Raw genomic sequence first — 16,045 nt, forward strand, 5'->3', positions numbered from 1 at the left:
ATCCCCGATTCGTGATCGCCGCCCCTGATCCAGATCATCCCGATCCCTGACTCCCTGACTCCCTGACTCCCGGATCCGTGACCCCCGGACCCCTCGGATCGCCCTCCTCCCCGACCGCCCCCTGGGACGGCCCGCGCCTCCGTTCGGCAACGGCCGGCGGCACCGTGCCAGGGGGCCGTTACGGGCGGGCCGTCCGCGCGGCCTACCGTAGGGCGGCGCATCTGTAGAGCCTGGAGAGTCATGACCATCGAAGAATCCGCCTTCCGAGGGCGGATGCCTGCCCGTACCGGCGACCTGGCGGTCGAGCGGCACGGCATCGAGCCGGTGCCCGAAAGCAACCGCTACGGCAAGTCCGCCCGCCTTTTCACCGTATGGTTCGCCCCCAACCTCACGATGACCGGAGTCTTCTCCGGCACCGTGGGCGTCACCCTGGGGCTCGACTTCTGGACAGCCTTCACGGCCATGGTGCTCGGCACGATCGTCGGCGCGGTGCCCGCCGCGTACCTCGGCACCTGGGGCAGCCAGACCGGGACCGGTCAGCTGCCGCTGTCGCGGCTGGCCTTCGGCCGTGGTGTGGCGCTGCCCGGCATCATGCAGTGGCTCTCCTCCGTCGCCTGGGATGCGCTGATCGGCCTCTTCGGCGGCGAGGCGCTGGCCCAGCTGCTCGGCTGGCCGTTCTGGCTGGGCGCACTGGTGGTCCTGCTGCTCCAGGGCGCCGTCGGCGTCTTCGGCTACGAGGCGCTCCATCAGCTCCAAACGGTGATGACCTTTGTGCTGGGCGCCGCATTCCTGGTCCTGAGCGTCAAGCTGCTCTCCGGTGTGCCGCTGCCCGTATCGAGCTCGGCGCACGGCGCCGATCGTCTCGGTGCCTTTGTCCTGACCAGCACCATTGCGCTCAGCCTGGCCATCTCGTGGGCCCCCTACGCGTCCGACTTCAGCCGCTACTTGCCCCGCGCGACGTCCCGGCCCCGGATGTTCTGGTACTCCGTGCTCGGCATGGTGCTCTCCTTCGCCTGGGTGCAGGCGCTGGGGCTGTGGGGAGCCAAGCTGTTCACCGACCAGACCGCCGCCGGGGTGCACGGGCTGCTGGGCGGCGGGGTGCTCGGCGCCTTCGGTCTGCTGGCCATTGCGGCCGCGGCGGTGTGCAGCAACGCGATGAACGACTACAGCGGCTCCCTGGCGCTGCAGGCCGCCGGCCTACGGGTGCCCAGGCCGCTCGCCGCGGCCGCAGCGGCCGTGCTCGGCTTCCTGCTCGTGCTGTGGATGCACGCTGCCGACACCACGCTCCGCTTCCAGAACCTGCTGTTGTTCGTGGGCTACTGGATCCCCGGTTTCGTGGGCATCGTGCTCGTCGATGCGAGGCTGCGCGCCAAGGCCCGGCGCGGCGCGGCGATCGACGTCGAGGCCGAGTTCGCCCGTCCCCAGCCGTGGTGGCCCGCGTGCGCCGCTTTCGTCGTCGCGTTCGCCGCGGCCGTGCCCTTCATGGACACGACCCTGTTCGTCGGCCCGGTTGCGGCCGCACTGCATGGCGCCGATCTCGCGTACTACGTCGCATTCATGGTTTCCGTGGTGGTCTACGCCCCTTTGAGGCTCCTGGCCGGTGCCCACGCGGCACGGAAGGCGGAGCCGGTCGTGGCGGTGCCGGGCGCGGGTGGATGAGCCGAGCTCACCGTTCGGGCAACGCCGAGCACGGAGGGCGTGGCGTCGCCCTCGTCCACGCCGTCATCGGTCTGCTCTGCCGCTTCGGGTACGGCCGCTGGGTCGAGGGATGTAGTCCCCTGCCGCGGTAGGTCATGCCGCAGGAGGGTTTGCGGGGCCGTTCGTGTCGGGCGCGCCAGGGTGCGGCTTCATCGTCGAAGCCGCGGGCACACGTAGCTCTCGAAGAGCTTGCGGGGTGTGGCGGTCCGGTACCGGCCCGGTGTCGGGTGACGAGCCCCATCAGGCCGGTTCGCTGCGCACGGACGATTCCGGCGGACGCGGCCGGACGCCTCTCCCGCCGAACGTGAAGGGAAGCCGATGGCTACGACCTACGGCACGACGCCGGCTCGGGGCTCCGCGTGGCGGGCCTGGGGGAGGGCGCTGCTCGGCGGTGCGGTGATGGCGGGTGCGCTGGGAGCGGGAAATGCGCTGGGGGAGGCGCTCGCCCGCACGCTCGGTGCCGATGGCTATCTGCGGCAGCTGTTGCCTGCCGCACTGGTGAGTGCGCTGGCCGTCCCCGCCGTACTGGGGTTACGGGCCGCGCGGTCAACACGGTGCCTTCCGCTGGGGCTTGGGCCCCTCTCCTCGGCGCCGCTCGGCTTCTTCCGCGGCCTGGCCGTCACCGCCTCCTGCGCTGCCGTCGTCCTCGGGGCCGGTACGGCGCTCGGGTGGGTCAGCTGGTCCGGCCTGGACCCGGCAGCCCTTGCCTCGTTCCTGGTGAGCAACGCGTGGGTGGCCCTGCTGCTGGAGGCGCTGCCCGAGGAGGCGACGTTGCGTGGCTATGCCTGGGCCTCCTTGCGCGACCGGCTCGGCGGAGTCATCTCCGCTCTGGGGGCGACGGCGGTCTTCTTGCTGGTACCGGCGGCGTCCACCGTGGTGCAGGCCGCGGTGTCCCCTCTGGTGGGCGTGACCTCCGCGCCCATGGGGCTGACCCCCGCGGGTCAGGACCCTGTCGCCTATCTGGTGTTGCTCTCGCTCTTCGGTCTCACGCTGGTGGCCGCACGGACGGCGCCGGGATCCGCACCGCTGTGGGCCGCGATCGGCACACATGTGGCCTTCCTCAGCGTCAACCGTGTCGTGTTCGAGGGCGTACAGCGTGGCGCGGGCTGGTCGGCGAGGGTTGCCCCGACCCATGCCGCGGTGCTCGAACTGGGGTATCTGGCGGCCACGGCGATGGTCTTCGTCGGGGCGAGGCTGGTGTCGTCCCGTCTGCGGGCGCGGGCGCATCGGCGCCGGTCCGGACACCCGTCCGCGGCGACCACACACAGCGTGGGCCACTGGACCGGTACTGCTCCGCTGCTCGTCCCGGCCGGGCGGGAGTGGCCGTCCTCGGGCGCCGGGCAGGAGGGCCCGTCGCGCGTCGGCCGGGAGTGGCCGTCACATGACCGAGGGGCCCGCGTCATCCGACGTAGTGGAGTTTGACGGTTTGACGGCTATGGGGCATTTGCTCGTATTTATTCGGACACAGCGGATCTGATCGGTGAGGTGATGCCGAGCCCGGCGCGGAAGGCGGCGCCGGGCTCGGTGAGCAATACCGAAGGCCTTTCGCCCTCTCCGCCTGCAACGGCCGGAAGGAATCGGCTCTTACCCATCGGCCCGTGAAGCAAACAGGGGTAATTTCCGATTGCGCGCGGCAGATACGGGCACGCGCTTGTCCGGAGGATGATGACGGTGGTTCCGCTTCTGCTGGTGTCGCTCTCGCGTTGATCTTTTCAGCGTGGAGGTGCACAGCAGGCCTTATGGGCACGGCGGTGACCGTGCCCGCCGTCCTGCTGCCGAGGTGGCGTGAGGTGTTTCACAGCACTCCCGCTTGTCCTTGTCCGCTCGGGACGAATGGGGGCCGGGCTTTTCGCCCGCGTGGCGAACCAACCATTTCGTCCGACCTCGGAGAATTGTGGTTGGTAGCCCGGGAAGAGGGCACGCTCTCCGGCCTGAAGGCGAGACGACGCGATATGGGGTGAGCTTTATCATGAGCACCGCCGAGGCTCCGCGCACCGTTACGGCGTCGCCGGTGCTGGAGCTTCAACTGGACTGTCACTCCGAAGCCGTCGGGCCCGCACGGCACCTCGCCGCCGGCTTCCTGGAGCAACTGGAGCCCTCCGTGGAAAGGGACACCAGGGAGGCCGTGATCCTGGTGGTCTCCGAACTGGTGACCAACGCGGTACGGCACGCGGGCGGAGAGACCTGCACACTGCGGATGAGGGCCGTCCCGGAGTCGGTGGTGGTCGCCGTGGGCGATTCCAGCCCTGTTCTTCCTCGCCCCCGCACCCCCGACGTCACCGGCGAGGGCGGCGGATTCGGTTGGTCGATGGTCTGCCGCATCGCGACCGCCGTGAAGATCAGGAGAGAGCCGGCCGGTAAAACCGTGACCGCGATCATCCCCCGCCAGGGGCCCGGCTCACAGTGACCGGCCGGGCCGTGGCCGATGCGCCACGACCTGAGCGCACCGCGTTTGCCGCGGCGGACGGCCGGGCCGACCGATCGGTCCCGGAATGACGTGATGCATATCGCCACCGCTCGACCGCCCGATTCCCCACGAGGGAGTCGGCGCCAGGCGACGACTGGCCAACCGCCCGAATTCCTTGACGGTGTAGGCGAATTCGACGTGCACGCTCACGAACGGCACTCCGGGGCCGCGCTCCGGCCCCGCCCCGTCAGCAGGAAAACTTCCCTTGTCAGGGCGGGATTTCCGCAGTGAACGCGCGTTCTTTCGTCAATCCGATGGCGAAGTCGTTCCCGTCGGTGATCAACCGGTGGCCGTCCGAAGCACACCACGAGAATTCCGGTCGGTGGTTTCCCGGGGATCAGGCAGAGGCGTCCGGCCAGGGAACCTGGGTCGCGGTCGGGGCCGAGTAGTCGATGCCCGGTACCGCGAAACCGTAGAGGCGCTGGACCTCGGCGCGGAACCAGTCGAGGTCGGCGAGCCGGGAGATGGTCTCGGTGGTGGACGAGTCCCACCTTTCGGTGACCGCGGCCTGCACCGCACTGTTGAGTTCCCAGCCGTCGAGACGGACCCGGCCGTCGTCATCGGTTTCGAGGGGCCGGACGCCGGTCAGCTGGTCCCACAGGTCGGCCAGCTGTGCAATCGGTGGCACCACAGCCTCGCCGAGCGCACCGCGCAGCAGACCGACGTAGAGGGCGATGCCGGGGATGGCGGTGGAGGACTGGGTGACCGCGGCCCCGTTGACGGAGGTCACCGCGCGGCCGCCGACCAGCTTGTCCAGGCGCTCGTCGAGCGCGCGGGCGGTGGCTTCGAGGTGGGACTTGGCGGCGCCGATGGTGCCCTGCCGGTAGATCCCGTCCGTCAGGGGCGAACCGACGTACGACAAGGCTGCCGTGGTGAAGCCGTCGGCGAGCAGACCGCGGTCGGCGAGATGGCTGACCCACCGCTCCCAGTCGATGCCACCCATCACCGCCACGGTCTGCTCGATGTCATCGCCCTCGGCCGGTGGTGTCTCCACCTCCTTGACCTCCGGAGTCCCGTCACCGTCGAAGACGAGGGTCTTGGTGCGGTACGCCTGACCGATGGGCTTGAGAACCGAGGCGTAGGTGGCACCGGTCTCCGGGTCGGTGCGCCGTGGTGCGGCAACCGAGTACACCAAGTGGTCCAGACGGCCGAAGCGCTGCCGGAGGAGATCGGCGACCTGGTCCTTCATCTCGTCGGAGAACGCGTCGCCGTTGAGGAACACCATCTCGTGGCCGTGCCGGCGGGCGAGTTCAGCGGTGGCGGCGGTGCGGTACCAGCCGGCCGTGGCCGTGCGCCGCTCGGTAGGGGCCTTCTCGAAGCAGACTCCGATGCCGCGGATCCCCGACCGGGCGAGGCCGGCGATCATCGCGGCCAGCCCGTAGCCGGCTGAGGAGCCGACGACGAGTGCCACCGGAGCGTCGTCCGGGACCCGGGCGGGCGAGGGAGCGGCCTGCCACATCTCCTGAACCAGGCGCGCGCAGCCGGCCGGGTGGGAGTCGAGGAAGAGGAACCCGCGGCTGCGCGGGGTGATGACACGTTCGCTCATGACGCACGTCCTTCAGGTCGTCGCGGAGGAGGCGGGCCGCCACCGGAGCACACCGCCCCTGCAAGTGTGCGACCCCATACCTCCCCATGATCGTCTTGGCGGCCACAGTGTTGGAGTGACGGATTTGGAGGTTTTCCCTCAGTTCGAGCGGTGACGGGTCTGCCGCGCGGGCCTGGGGCTGCACCGTCCCGGGACGGGCGCATGTCTTTCCGGGTGCGGCGAGGGCGAGGTGGCGACGAGGCGGCGGTGTGTTGCCGTGCCTCCCTCGGCCGCCAGGCCCCGGCGAGCCGACCGGCTGCCGCACACGTCCCGGCTCGCAAGAGACGGCCCCCGCAACCCGTCGGGTCAACCTGTCGGGCGATCCGTCGTCAGGCGCAGCCCGTGCAGCCGGTGCAGCCCGTGCTCTTCGGCGCTCCAACCGAGGAACCGTCGGGCCGGCCGGCGTCGGCGACCGTCCGGCGGGGCACCCGCAGCGGCATGCGGCGCGGGCAGCGTGGGCGGTCGGGCGGCCGATTTTGTCGCCCTGGCGCTGGGCGAAGGCGGACCCCTGGCCCTGGGGGGACACAGTCAGACCGCTGCCCTCCGCGTGCGCCACACCAGGACCTGCACCAGCCATAGGAAAGACCTGTACTTCGTCGATGGGCGGTCAACGTCCTTGTCAGTCAGGCTGGTTGACCTGACCTCTTCCTGGCCTCGCCCGTTGTGCCTGCTTCATGGCACGTGAAGAGAGGCCAGAGGCCGTCGTGCCCCGCACTGTGGCCCATGTAGGAGGCGAACTGCCGGCCTGGAGTCCACCCCAGGACCCCACGCTGCCGGCCCGGCCGGGCCGACCGGTAGCCGTTTCCGGGGCTGCGGATGCATGCCAACTACCCGCCACCACCAATGATCTCCACGTTTGCGGAACGGCGGAGCGCGGCGAAGTGACCGTTGCGCAAGGGGTCCTTCCTGCGGAGAAGAGGATTTACCTCGCGCGAAGCGGAGCGTGATGAAACCGATAGCAAGCAATGTGTGAAGAGGATGTGAGAGTTGGTGTGATGCGTGGCACACTCCCTTCACCGGTCGCGAGCGACGAGGGGGGCGGGCGGGGTGCAGCGGATTCCTGTGTGGTTCGGGGCGGAGTTACGCCGGCGAAGGATCGAAGCGGGGCTGTCGCTGGGAGAACTGGCGACCCTGATTTGCTTTTCCAAAGGCCACTTGAGCAAGATCGAACGTGGTGTGAAGGCGCCCAGCCACGATCTTGCCCAGTTATGCGACAGCGCTCTGAACGCCGAAGGGCAACTCAGCAGCCTGATTTCCGCACCTGAGCGCAGCACCGTAGCGACACCCCTTGCCGAAGCGGATGTCGCTACGCCCTGGACATTACGTATGCACGCCGGCGGCGAGAGCGACTTCGTGGCATTCGACCGTGCATCGCTCGGTGCCGGTACCGTGCCCTCCACCATTGTGAGTTGGTCCCTCGCACCCCCTCCTTTCGAAGGTGGGGAGACGAATTCGGCGTTGCCGCACTTCCGCACTGTCTTCGACGAGTTCCGCCGTATGGGCCAGCTCTTCGGGCCCGCGGTCGTCGCCCAGCTCTGCATCGCGGCCACCAGCGCGCTGCGGGGCATGGCGCACCAGGCACAGTCGGCCCACCGGGACGCCGTGCTCCGGCTCGCCTCCCGGTTCGCCGAGTACACGGGATGGATGGCGCAGGAGGCGGGCAGCGACGCGGCGTCGCTGTGGTGGACCGAGCAGGCGGTCCAGCTGGCCGCAGACAGCGGTGATGACGAACTGGCCGCCTACGCCCTGGTCCGGCGGGCGGAACTGGCCCTGTACACGGGCGATTCGGTGGCCACCGTCCAGCTGGCCCGGCGGGCCGGACAGCAGGCTCGCAGTGCGCGCATCCGCGGGCTCGCCGCGCAGCGCGAGGCGCAGGGGCACGCACTGGTGGGGGACCGCGACGCATGCCGCCGGGCTCTCGACCGCGGTGCGGAGCTGACGTCCGGCGCGGCGCCACCGGGCGGCGGGGAGCCGGTTCTCGGCAGCATCCATCTGCCGGATCTGACGGCTTTCGTCGCGGGCTGGTGCATGCACGACCTCGGTTCCCCGGCGGAGGCGGTCACCCTGCTCGGGGACGGCCTGGACGCCATTCCGCCGGAATCCCGACGGGCCAGGGCCCGATATGGCGCCCGGCTCGCGCTTGCCCTGGCGAACGTCGGCGAGATCGAACAGGCTTGCCAGATCGCCGAATTGGTCGCCTCTCATGTTGCCCTCATCGACTCGGCCACCATCCGTGCCGATCTTCTGCGCCTGAGTCGGGCACTCAATCGTTGGCCAAAGAATCCCACCGTCCGTCGGACCCTTCCGCATATCGCGATGGGCCTGCACACCAACCGGACCGGGCCGGGAACTCCGGCCTGACTTCTCGCCCACCGGCCGGCCCCACGCAGAAGGCCGCCCGAAGAGCCGCAGTGCTGCCGTATCCGCGGTGTTCCGTTGCCCGCTCAAAAGGCCGAGGGCAACGCGTTGACCGTGCTTGAAACCCCTGTGAATCTCGGCTTCATCCCCCTGTGCCCAGCGACAGCCCGAGCGGCCCGTGCAGCACCCGGCTGCCGTAATCCACCGCTGTCATCCTGAGGAAAGGCAGAACATCATGGCCGGCGTTTTCATCAACTACCGGACCGGCGACGGCGCTGAAGCAGCCGTCCTGCTCGATGAGGAATTGAAGGACGTATTCGGCCCGGAGAACGTCTTCCGGGACCGCCGCGCCATTCCGGCCGGGGCACACTTTCCGCCCGACCTGTGGCGGCACCTCGAAAGCTGCGGGGTTCTCCTCGTCCTCATCGGCCCGAACTGGCTCGCGCTGCGCGACGACGACGGCCGGCGCCGGATCGACGTACCGGGTGACTACGTCCACGACGAGATCCGCTGCGCACTGGAGTGGCGCAAGACCGTCATCCCCGTGCTGATCGATGCGGCCGTGCTGCCCTCCAGGAGCCAACTGCCCGCCGCTATCGGCGAACTGGCGGAACGTCAGGTCTTGCATCTGCGAGTGCCGTACGCGCATCTCGACCTCCCCGTCATCACGGAGGCCCTGCGCAGCCACGTACCGGTGAGCAGGACGGCCCAGCAGCCGGCGCCACCCGCCGGCGGGCCCCTCCAGGCGCGCGGGGACGTCATCCACAAGAGGAGCGCCGTCAGTTACGGCGGCAACTCCACGTACCACGAGAACCGGGACCCAAAGAGCGGAGGGCAGCAGTGAGCGACACCGAACAGCCCGGCGCGGACAGTGCCGCGCCGGAGGACATACCGGGTGAGGACCTCTCGTCCGCCACCCCGGACGAACCGGCACAGAGCGCGGCCGAACCGGTGGAGCCGGGAGCGGCCCCACCGTCCGATGCCGCCGAAGCCACCGCCGCGAGCGCCCCGAACGGGCAAGCCGCAGCCAAGAACGGCGACAGCCGCCCGTCGGCCCAGGACACCGGCCGGGCAGCTCCCCGGCGCGAAACCGGCGACGGCGGCGACTTCACCCGCTACCAGCAGGCCCGGCAGCAGAACGCCCTGAACAAGCTCAAGCGCAGTGCCGTCGCCCATGGCAGCGGCTCCGCCTTCTACGCCGAGCAGCTGACCATCGGCGGAGACACCGGCATCGAGATCCAGGTGCTGAGCGTCTCCGCGCTGACCGTCGCCCAGCAACTGGACTCCCATCAGGACGTCGATCAGCAGGCACAGATGAGCGCCCGGCTCGCGGCACAGCACGTCCTGGTGCTCGCCGGGAAGCCGGGCAGCGGTCGCCAGTCCACGGCACTGACACTGCTCGCCGGCCGCTGTCCCGACGACCGGATCAAGATCCTGCACAGCGAGGCCCCGGGCATCCTCCAGGCGTTGTGCCGGCGTGCGGACGAACTGCTCACCCCGGGCGGCTTCGTGGTGGACCTGGACGACCAGCCACTGAAGCTGTCGACGCTCGAAACGCTGGGCCATCTCGCCCGCAAACAGCGCGCCTTCCTCGTCGTCATCGGCGAAACGGGCCCGGTGGACCCCGACCGGCTGCGGCCCCATGCCTTCGAGCACCGGCGCCCCGCCCTCGGCGACGTCCTGGCGGTGCACCTGCGCCGACTGCTCGCGGGGCACCCCGGCGTCTGCGCCCAGCAGGACTGCACATCCGAGCACACCACGGCGTTCCTCACCCGGATGCTGGAGTCACAGCAGGTGCAGCGCACCCTCGACGGGGCCCCGTCCGTACGCAGCGTCGTGGAGTTCGCGGAGGTCCTGGCGCAGAGCGTCCACTCCGAGGACACCAGCCTCAGCGACGTCATCGGTCAATGGCGTGACCGGCTGCGCCGGCTGGCGAAACAGCTGCTGCACGTCCCCGCGGAGACCTCGCAGGGCCCGGTCCTCGATCCGCACCGCCAGGCGTTCCGTATCGCCTATGCGTTCTTCCACGGCCATCCGCTCTCCGATGTCTTCGAGGCGGGCCAGGTCCTCAGCGCGACCGTCCTGCCGCGCTACGAGACCCGCGAACCGGCGCCCACCAACCACGTCTTCGAGCGGGAACTGGACCAGCTGATCCCGCAGGAGATGCGCGCCTCCGCGGACACCACGCCCGGTGGCCGCGCCGATGACAACCCCCGCCGCGCCAGGCTGGTGGACGAGGAGCTGATGCACGCCGTCATCGAGGTCGTCTGGCACGACTACGACAGTCTGCGCGACCCCTTGCGGGAGTGGCTGACGGCGCTGGTCGCCGGCCCGCTGGAGCGGATCCGGGTCCGTGCCGCGCAGATCGCGGGGATCCTGCTCAGCCATGACTTCGACAGCGTCTACCGGGACCTGATCCGGCACTGGGCCGGCGAGTCCGCGGCCTATCGCCAGTCCGCCGCGCTGGCCCTGGAGATGGCGGCCCACGACCCCCGGCTGGTGGACCGGGTACGCGGCCAGATCAGAAGCTGGCTGAGCAGCCCCCGGTGGCAGCTCCAGGACAGCGCGGCCCGGGCGTACGGAACCCTGGTCGGCGCGCAGGACGTCCCCGACACCCTCTGGGCGCTGCGTGAACTGGGCACCCGTCCGGAACTGGCGTTCAGCAGCTCGGTGGCCTTCTCGATGTCCTGGCTCTATCTCGCCGGTGCCCCGGGCCCGACGGCCGACGCCCTGGACCGCTGGATCACCTCGGACAACGACCATCTGAACCGGCACGCGATCCGCACCCTGCTGATCCTCAGCCGCTACGGCGCCGGCCCGGACCGACGCGACCGGCCCGTACTGGCCGACACCGCCATGACCGACCAGGAACGTGCCGATGCCCTGGTACGCCTCTGGCGCCATGCCCTGATGGGGAAGGACAGCTCGGCACGCGCCTGGGATCTGCTGCGGCGCTGGCTGCTCGCAGGGGACGCGGACAAGGAACTCGCCGCCTTCCTGGAGGCACTCGTACCGCGCATCTGCGCCCGGCCGCTGTCCCTGCGTGCCGGGTTCTACCTCGGTATGTGGGCCGGCCGCCATCCGGACTCGCGCACCATCCGCCGGCTCCGTCACCAGCCGGCCCGCGGCGGCCTCGCCACCGACTCCGTGTCCTGACCGACACCCCGCAACAAGAGGAGAACGACCATGACAGAGCGCAAAGGACTGCGCGCCAGGCTCCGCAACTGGTGGCGCCGGGTAACGGGCAAGAACGAGGCGGAGAACGTCGACGGTCCCGAGCCCGTCGACGAGACGGAGACCCCCGACACCTCGGCTGCCGGCCAGGCGGCGCGGGCCGAGGTGGGGGTGGAGCTGCCACCGGGCGACGATGCGCTGTCGGTGGCGGCCCGCGGGGATGTGTTCGCTTTTGAACTCGTTCCGCACTTCCGCTGGAGCAGCCGGGAGATGACGCTGGACACCCTGCGCGAGCGCGCGGCGATCCACGAGGAGGCAGCCCGGGGCAAGCTGCTGCGACGCGCCTGGGCCATCGCCCGGACCTGTGATCCCGGCGATCCGGTGGCCGCGGAGAAAGCCGTCAACAAGGAGCTGCGCGGCGGCTGGTGCTACAACGACGAGAAAGGCCTGATCCGCTGCCGGCCGTCGGTCCGGATGCGTATCGACCCGGCCCTGCGCGAACATGTGCTGCCCTTCCACCTCGCCGAAGTGAGACTGACGGAGGAGCACCGCCTCGGTGAGCTCAAGGCGGGACAGGTGCAGGCGCGCACCGAGCGCTGGCTGCAGGTGATACGCGAACTGGAGCTCCTCGGCACCCTGGGCCCGGCCGAGCGGCGGCTGTTGGTGCCGTTCGCCGCGGCACTCGCCGACGAGGACTTCTTCAAGGTCATGCAGGCGCTCAAGAACACCCGCCGCAACGGGGCCGAGGCGCTCGCCGATGTCCTCACGGCCGCGACCAAGCACCACGAGCAGGTGGGCCTGTTCGAGTACGCCAACGCCTACGACAAGGCACTGAGCGAATTCTGCCGCCAAATGGGACTCAGCCCCTTCTCGTGGGTGGACACCGTGACCGACGTCGAGGAGCTGGCCCCGTGAACCGCGCGGACACCGCAGCACCGCGGCCCGGGCGCCGCCGCGCAGCGCCCCTCGCCGGAGCCCTGGGAATGGTGCTGATGGCCGGCCTCATCGGCGCATGCGGCGACTCCCCACGCCTGGACGCCTGCGCCTGGATGAAGGAACCCGTGGAGCCCGCCGGCCGAACGGTGGTCCTCGTCGACGCCTCCGCCTCCGTACGGGGCACGGCCACCGGACGCGACTACGCCCACAGCGTCGGCCCGCTCCTCGCGGCGGTGGCCGAGCGCAAGGACACGGTCTCGGTGGGCAGCTTCAGCGGCGACTCGGCGCAGATCACCTGGCTCGCCAAGGACCGTTCGACCGACTGGGCCACGAACAACGACAACACCATCAATCAGCGGAAGCGAAAGCAGCAAGCGGTCGGCTGCCTGACCGGCCTCGTCGGCAAGGCCGAAAGCGCCGTCCCCCAGGGCGGTGGCAGCAACGTCCTCGCGGCCCTGACGGCAGGCGTCTCCTCACTGGAGGCCGCATCCGGCGACCGCAGCCTTCTCGTACTGACCGACGGGCTCTCCACCACGGGCTGCGCCGATCTGCGCGGGGCCGCGTTCCGGGACACGAGCGAGAGCAACGCCATCGCCCGGGTCTGCGCCGCCCGCGACGAGACACCGTCCCTGACCGGAGTGGACCTCACGCTCGCCGGACTGGGCCAGCCGGCCGCCGACCAGCCCGCTCCCACGGCGGCCCAGCGCACATGGCTGAACACCCTGTGGCGCAAACTGTGCCGTGCCGCGGACACGGCCGCCCCGGGCACCTCCTGCACCATTGCCCCGACGGCCATCGGCACGGCCGGACACCGCGCGCCGCAGAAGAAGCCGCCGCAGGACCCAGTGGTCGACTACGCCAACGACCGGCCCGAGACCTACCAACTCCCCGGCGCCGCACTCTTCGACACCAGCTCATCCGTCGTACGCCCCCAGGCGCTGCCGCTGCTCAACGATGTCGCGGTCAGAGCCCGTACCACCCCCGGCAGCAGGGTCGCCGTCTTCGGCTATGTCGACCCGCGCGGCCGGCCGGACAACAACCAACAGCTGTCGCAGGCACGGGCGAACGCGGTGCGGAAGGTCCTGACCGGGCTCGGGGTGACGCGGGTGACGGCACACGGCCGGGGCCTGCCGACCGGGTGCGCGAAGCCGGCCCCCACCGCGGCGGGCCGGATGACGGCCGAGGACAGGCTCCAGTGCGACCGACGCGTCGACATCGACATCATCAGAAAGTGAGGTTGCGGGCAGCGATGAACACCACCAACGGAAAGCACCGGCCAGGACCGGCCGCCCGCTATCAGGCGGCGGTCGACTGTCCCGGCAGTGACCCCTCCTTCGTCGGACTGGACGTCAAGAAGAGACCGTCCTCCCGGCCGGCGGACCAGACCGACAACCGGGAACAGGCCGCCCTCATGCGTGCCTTCACCGACGCCAACACCGTACTGACCGCGGCACAGCCGGGGCTCGGAACCGCGGCAACCGCGGTCGCCCGTACCTTCCAGGAGGCGCAGACCACCATCGAAGCGGCCGAGCGGTTCACCGTCGCCCGGTCGTCCCAGCAGGCCCAGGAGCACATCGGGGAACTGCGCGCCCGGCATGCCGACGACGGGCCGGAGAGCCTGCGCCGTCGGCCGGTGCTCTGGCGGCGTCTGCTGTGGCCCACCCTGGTGGCCGGGGTGGCCTTCGACACGATGTTCATCGGCACCCTGATGCAGCGGTTCTTCGGCCTCGGCGAGGATCAAGCCCTCGCCTACCACCTGGCGTACCTGCCCGGATTCGGGGTCGCCGTCTGCCTGCTGGCCGCGGGCAGTCTGCTGGCCGAGTCCGTCTTCCGGCGGCGTACCCGGACCGCCCGCACGCTGGAGCGGACCCACCGCGGTCCGGTCGCCGCACTGCGCGAAGCGATCTGGCCCAAGAGCCCGCGTACGGAGCGGCGCCGAGCCGGCGAACTGCCCTGGCCGAACGCGGCAGGCCCGGTGCTCTTCGCCCTGGCCATCTTGACGATGGTCGGCATCTGGGCCCGTATGCGTGCGGCCGACGCGGTACGCGAGCATGTGGACCTGGCACCGGATCAGGGCGCCGTCATCATCCTCACCCTGGTGCTCAGCACCGCCGCGATCGTGGTCAAGGTGCTCGCCCACAACCCCTGTGCCGACAGCGACCGGGAGGCCGAACGGTCCGTCGCCGCGGCGGAGAAACGCGGTAAGGAACTGCTGGCGGAGGCACGGCGCAGGCTGGTGGGGCACACCGAGACCTGGTGGCGGCTGCGTGCCACCGTCGAGGCGGCGGCGAGCGAAGCCCACCGTACGCTCGAAGAGGCATGTATCCGCATCGTCGAGGAGCGCGCCCGCACCGGCGTCGCCGGCCGACACGACTTTCCGCTCACCATGCCCGCCTGGCCGTACCCCACCCCGGCACACAACGGCGCCGCCCCGGCCACCGACGACCGGGCGCCCCTCCGTCCCACACCGCCCAGGGCCCGTCTCGAACTCCTCGATCACGCCTACACCGTGCTCGTCCGCTACGCCCCCGAGCCGCTGGAAGACCGCATCGGCGGCATCGCCGATGACCTGAACGGACAGTTCCGTGCGTCCCCCGGTCAGCCCGCGGAGCAACCCGACGCAGCGACACCCGGGAGCGCCCCGGTGGCCGGTGAGGCCCCCGTGGCCGACAAGGCGGGGATACCCGGCGAGGCCGAGGTACCCGGCGCGGTCCCGGCAGCCGGCGAGGCCGGGACAGCCGACGGCGCCCACATACCCGACGAGCACCGGATTCCCGAGGCTGACCGGCCACCCGGTGAGCCCACGGCACCACCGGCGGAGCCCCGTCACGTCGCCGCGGACAGCCCGCCGGGTGCGGAAGGAGGGACGGCAGGGTGACCGTGCCACCGCGCTTTTGCCCCGAGGAAGTGAAACACCTGGAGTTCCTCCAGGCCGTGATCGCCCGTCATGCCAATACCTCCTTCCTCGTCAAGAGCTGGGCCATGACCGTCAGCGGTGCCTTCATCGCGGTGGCCACCCGCGGCCCGAGCTGGAAGACGGCCGCGGTCGCCGTGGGACTGGCGGCGGGATTCTGGCTGCTCGACAGCTACTACCTCCGCCAGGAGCGGAGGTTCCGCACCCTCTACGAAAGGGTCGCCGACCGCCGTACCCCGCAGGTGATGCCGTTCACGATGGACGCCGAGCAGTACGGCGACCGGGTGCCGTGGCGTGATGTGGCGCTGTCCAGGACCATGCTGCTCTCCTACGGGGTCCTGGTCGCCATCGACACCATGACGGTCATCTTTCTCGCCTGAGTGTTGTTGACGGCAGCGGTCATCTCCCCGCGGGCCGGGCGGCGGTCCACGGCAGCAGCAGACCGTCGCCGTCGGCACGCGGGACGACATGGAGATGAAGGTGGCGGACGGTTTGTGTGGCCGACGGACCGCGTGAGGTGATCACATTGCAGTCCCCGGCCTCTCCCGCGAGTTCGGCCGCGCGCAGCATGGTGGTCGCGGACACCTCCGGGTCCTCGGCGACATCGGCGACATGCACCCTGGGGATGACCAGCACATGTCCGTCGGTGACCCCTCCGTGGCGTGGCCGGATGGCGATGGTCTCCGGCCACTCGCGCAGCACCGTTGCCGGTGCCTGGCCCCGGACGATGAGGCAGAAGGGGCACCCCGGCCGCTGAGCGCGGGAAGTCCGCGGATTTCGCGGGCAGGCGCCCGGCGCGTCACCGGTCACCTCGCGGAACTCCCCATGACTGACCATGAATCCTCCGCACGGGGCTGCTCGGACCGGTCGGGCCGGTCGTACCGGGACGGGCTGGCCGGACAGATACCGCCGG

The 16,045-nt window shown here is 70.5% G+C and carries 12 protein-coding genes; 10 read left to right on the top strand and 2 right to left on the bottom strand.

What is annotated here, in order from left to right:
- Nucleotides 1-240: 240 nt before the first annotated feature.
- The 3 genes from ACWGI6_RS06115 (at nucleotide 241) to ACWGI6_RS06125 (ending at nucleotide 4,105) form a co-directional block, all read left to right on the top strand.
- Nucleotides 241-1,659: a purine-cytosine permease family protein gene (locus tag ACWGI6_RS06115; protein ID WP_453266374.1), complete on the top strand. Its 1,419-nt coding sequence runs from the start codon at nucleotides 241-243 to the stop codon at nucleotides 1,657-1,659.
- Between the two features lie 357 nt (nucleotides 1,660-2,016).
- Nucleotides 2,017-3,120 (top strand): CPBP family glutamic-type intramembrane protease, encoded by a 1,104-nt coding sequence (locus ACWGI6_RS06120; RefSeq protein WP_453266375.1) that lies wholly within the window; start codon nucleotides 2,017-2,019, stop codon nucleotides 3,118-3,120.
- 547 nt (nucleotides 3,121-3,667) lie between these two features.
- The gene (locus tag ACWGI6_RS06125; RefSeq protein WP_453266376.1) at nucleotides 3,668-4,105 is read left to right on the top strand and encodes an ATP-binding protein; all 438 of its coding nucleotides are present in this window, start codon (nucleotides 3,668-3,670) and stop codon (nucleotides 4,103-4,105) included.
- A 397-nt stretch (nucleotides 4,106-4,502) separates the two neighbouring features.
- Here the strand turns inward: ACWGI6_RS06125 and fabV are convergent, their stop codons facing one another.
- A complete protein-coding gene (fabV, locus tag ACWGI6_RS06130) occupies nucleotides 4,503-5,711 on the bottom strand; it encodes an enoyl-[acyl-carrier-protein] reductase FabV (RefSeq protein WP_453266377.1) in 1,209 nt (402 codons plus the stop codon).
- A gap of 1,086 nt (nucleotides 5,712-6,797) precedes the next feature.
- On the opposite strand from fabV, the gene ACWGI6_RS06135 reads away from it, so the two are divergent.
- From ACWGI6_RS06135 to ACWGI6_RS06165, 7 genes are all read left to right on the top strand, one after another.
- Nucleotides 6,798-8,111, top strand: a complete 1,314-nt coding sequence (locus ACWGI6_RS06135) for a helix-turn-helix domain-containing protein (RefSeq protein WP_453266378.1) — start codon at nucleotides 6,798-6,800, stop codon at nucleotides 8,109-8,111.
- 232 nt (nucleotides 8,112-8,343) lie between these two features.
- Entirely contained in the window at nucleotides 8,344-8,952 is a 609-nt protein-coding gene (locus ACWGI6_RS06140; RefSeq protein WP_453266379.1) for a toll/interleukin-1 receptor domain-containing protein, read from the top strand.
- Complete coding sequence (locus ACWGI6_RS06145; RefSeq protein WP_453266380.1) at nucleotides 8,949-11,264, top strand: hypothetical protein; 2,316 nt, start codon at nucleotides 8,949-8,951, stop codon at nucleotides 11,262-11,264. Before ACWGI6_RS06140 ends, ACWGI6_RS06145 begins: the two co-directional genes overlap by 4 nt.
- A gap of 30 nt (nucleotides 11,265-11,294) precedes the next feature.
- Complete coding sequence (locus tag ACWGI6_RS06150; protein ID WP_453266381.1) at nucleotides 11,295-12,197, top strand: hypothetical protein; 903 nt, start codon at nucleotides 11,295-11,297, stop codon at nucleotides 12,195-12,197.
- Nucleotides 12,194-13,453: an OmpA family protein gene (locus ACWGI6_RS06155; protein WP_453266382.1), complete on the top strand. Its 1,260-nt coding sequence runs from the start codon at nucleotides 12,194-12,196 to the stop codon at nucleotides 13,451-13,453. Before ACWGI6_RS06150 ends, ACWGI6_RS06155 begins: the two co-directional genes overlap by 4 nt.
- 14 nt (nucleotides 13,454-13,467) lie before the next feature.
- Complete coding sequence (locus ACWGI6_RS06160; protein ID WP_453266383.1) at nucleotides 13,468-15,096, top strand: hypothetical protein; 1,629 nt, start codon at nucleotides 13,468-13,470, stop codon at nucleotides 15,094-15,096.
- A complete protein-coding gene (locus ACWGI6_RS06165; protein WP_453266384.1) occupies nucleotides 15,093-15,512 on the top strand; it encodes a hypothetical protein in 420 nt (139 codons plus the stop codon). Before ACWGI6_RS06160 ends, ACWGI6_RS06165 begins: the two co-directional genes overlap by 4 nt.
- Nucleotides 15,513-15,531: 19 nt before the next feature.
- Here ACWGI6_RS06165 and ACWGI6_RS06170 read toward each other — a convergent pair whose 3' ends face one another.
- On the bottom strand, nucleotides 15,532-15,969 hold the full coding sequence (locus ACWGI6_RS06170; RefSeq protein ID WP_453266385.1) for an HIT family protein: 438 nt from the start codon (nucleotides 15,967-15,969) through the stop codon (nucleotides 15,532-15,534).
- Nucleotides 15,970-16,045: the final 76 nt, after the last annotated feature.

Source organism: Streptomyces sp. NPDC054786 (assembly GCF_053611685.1).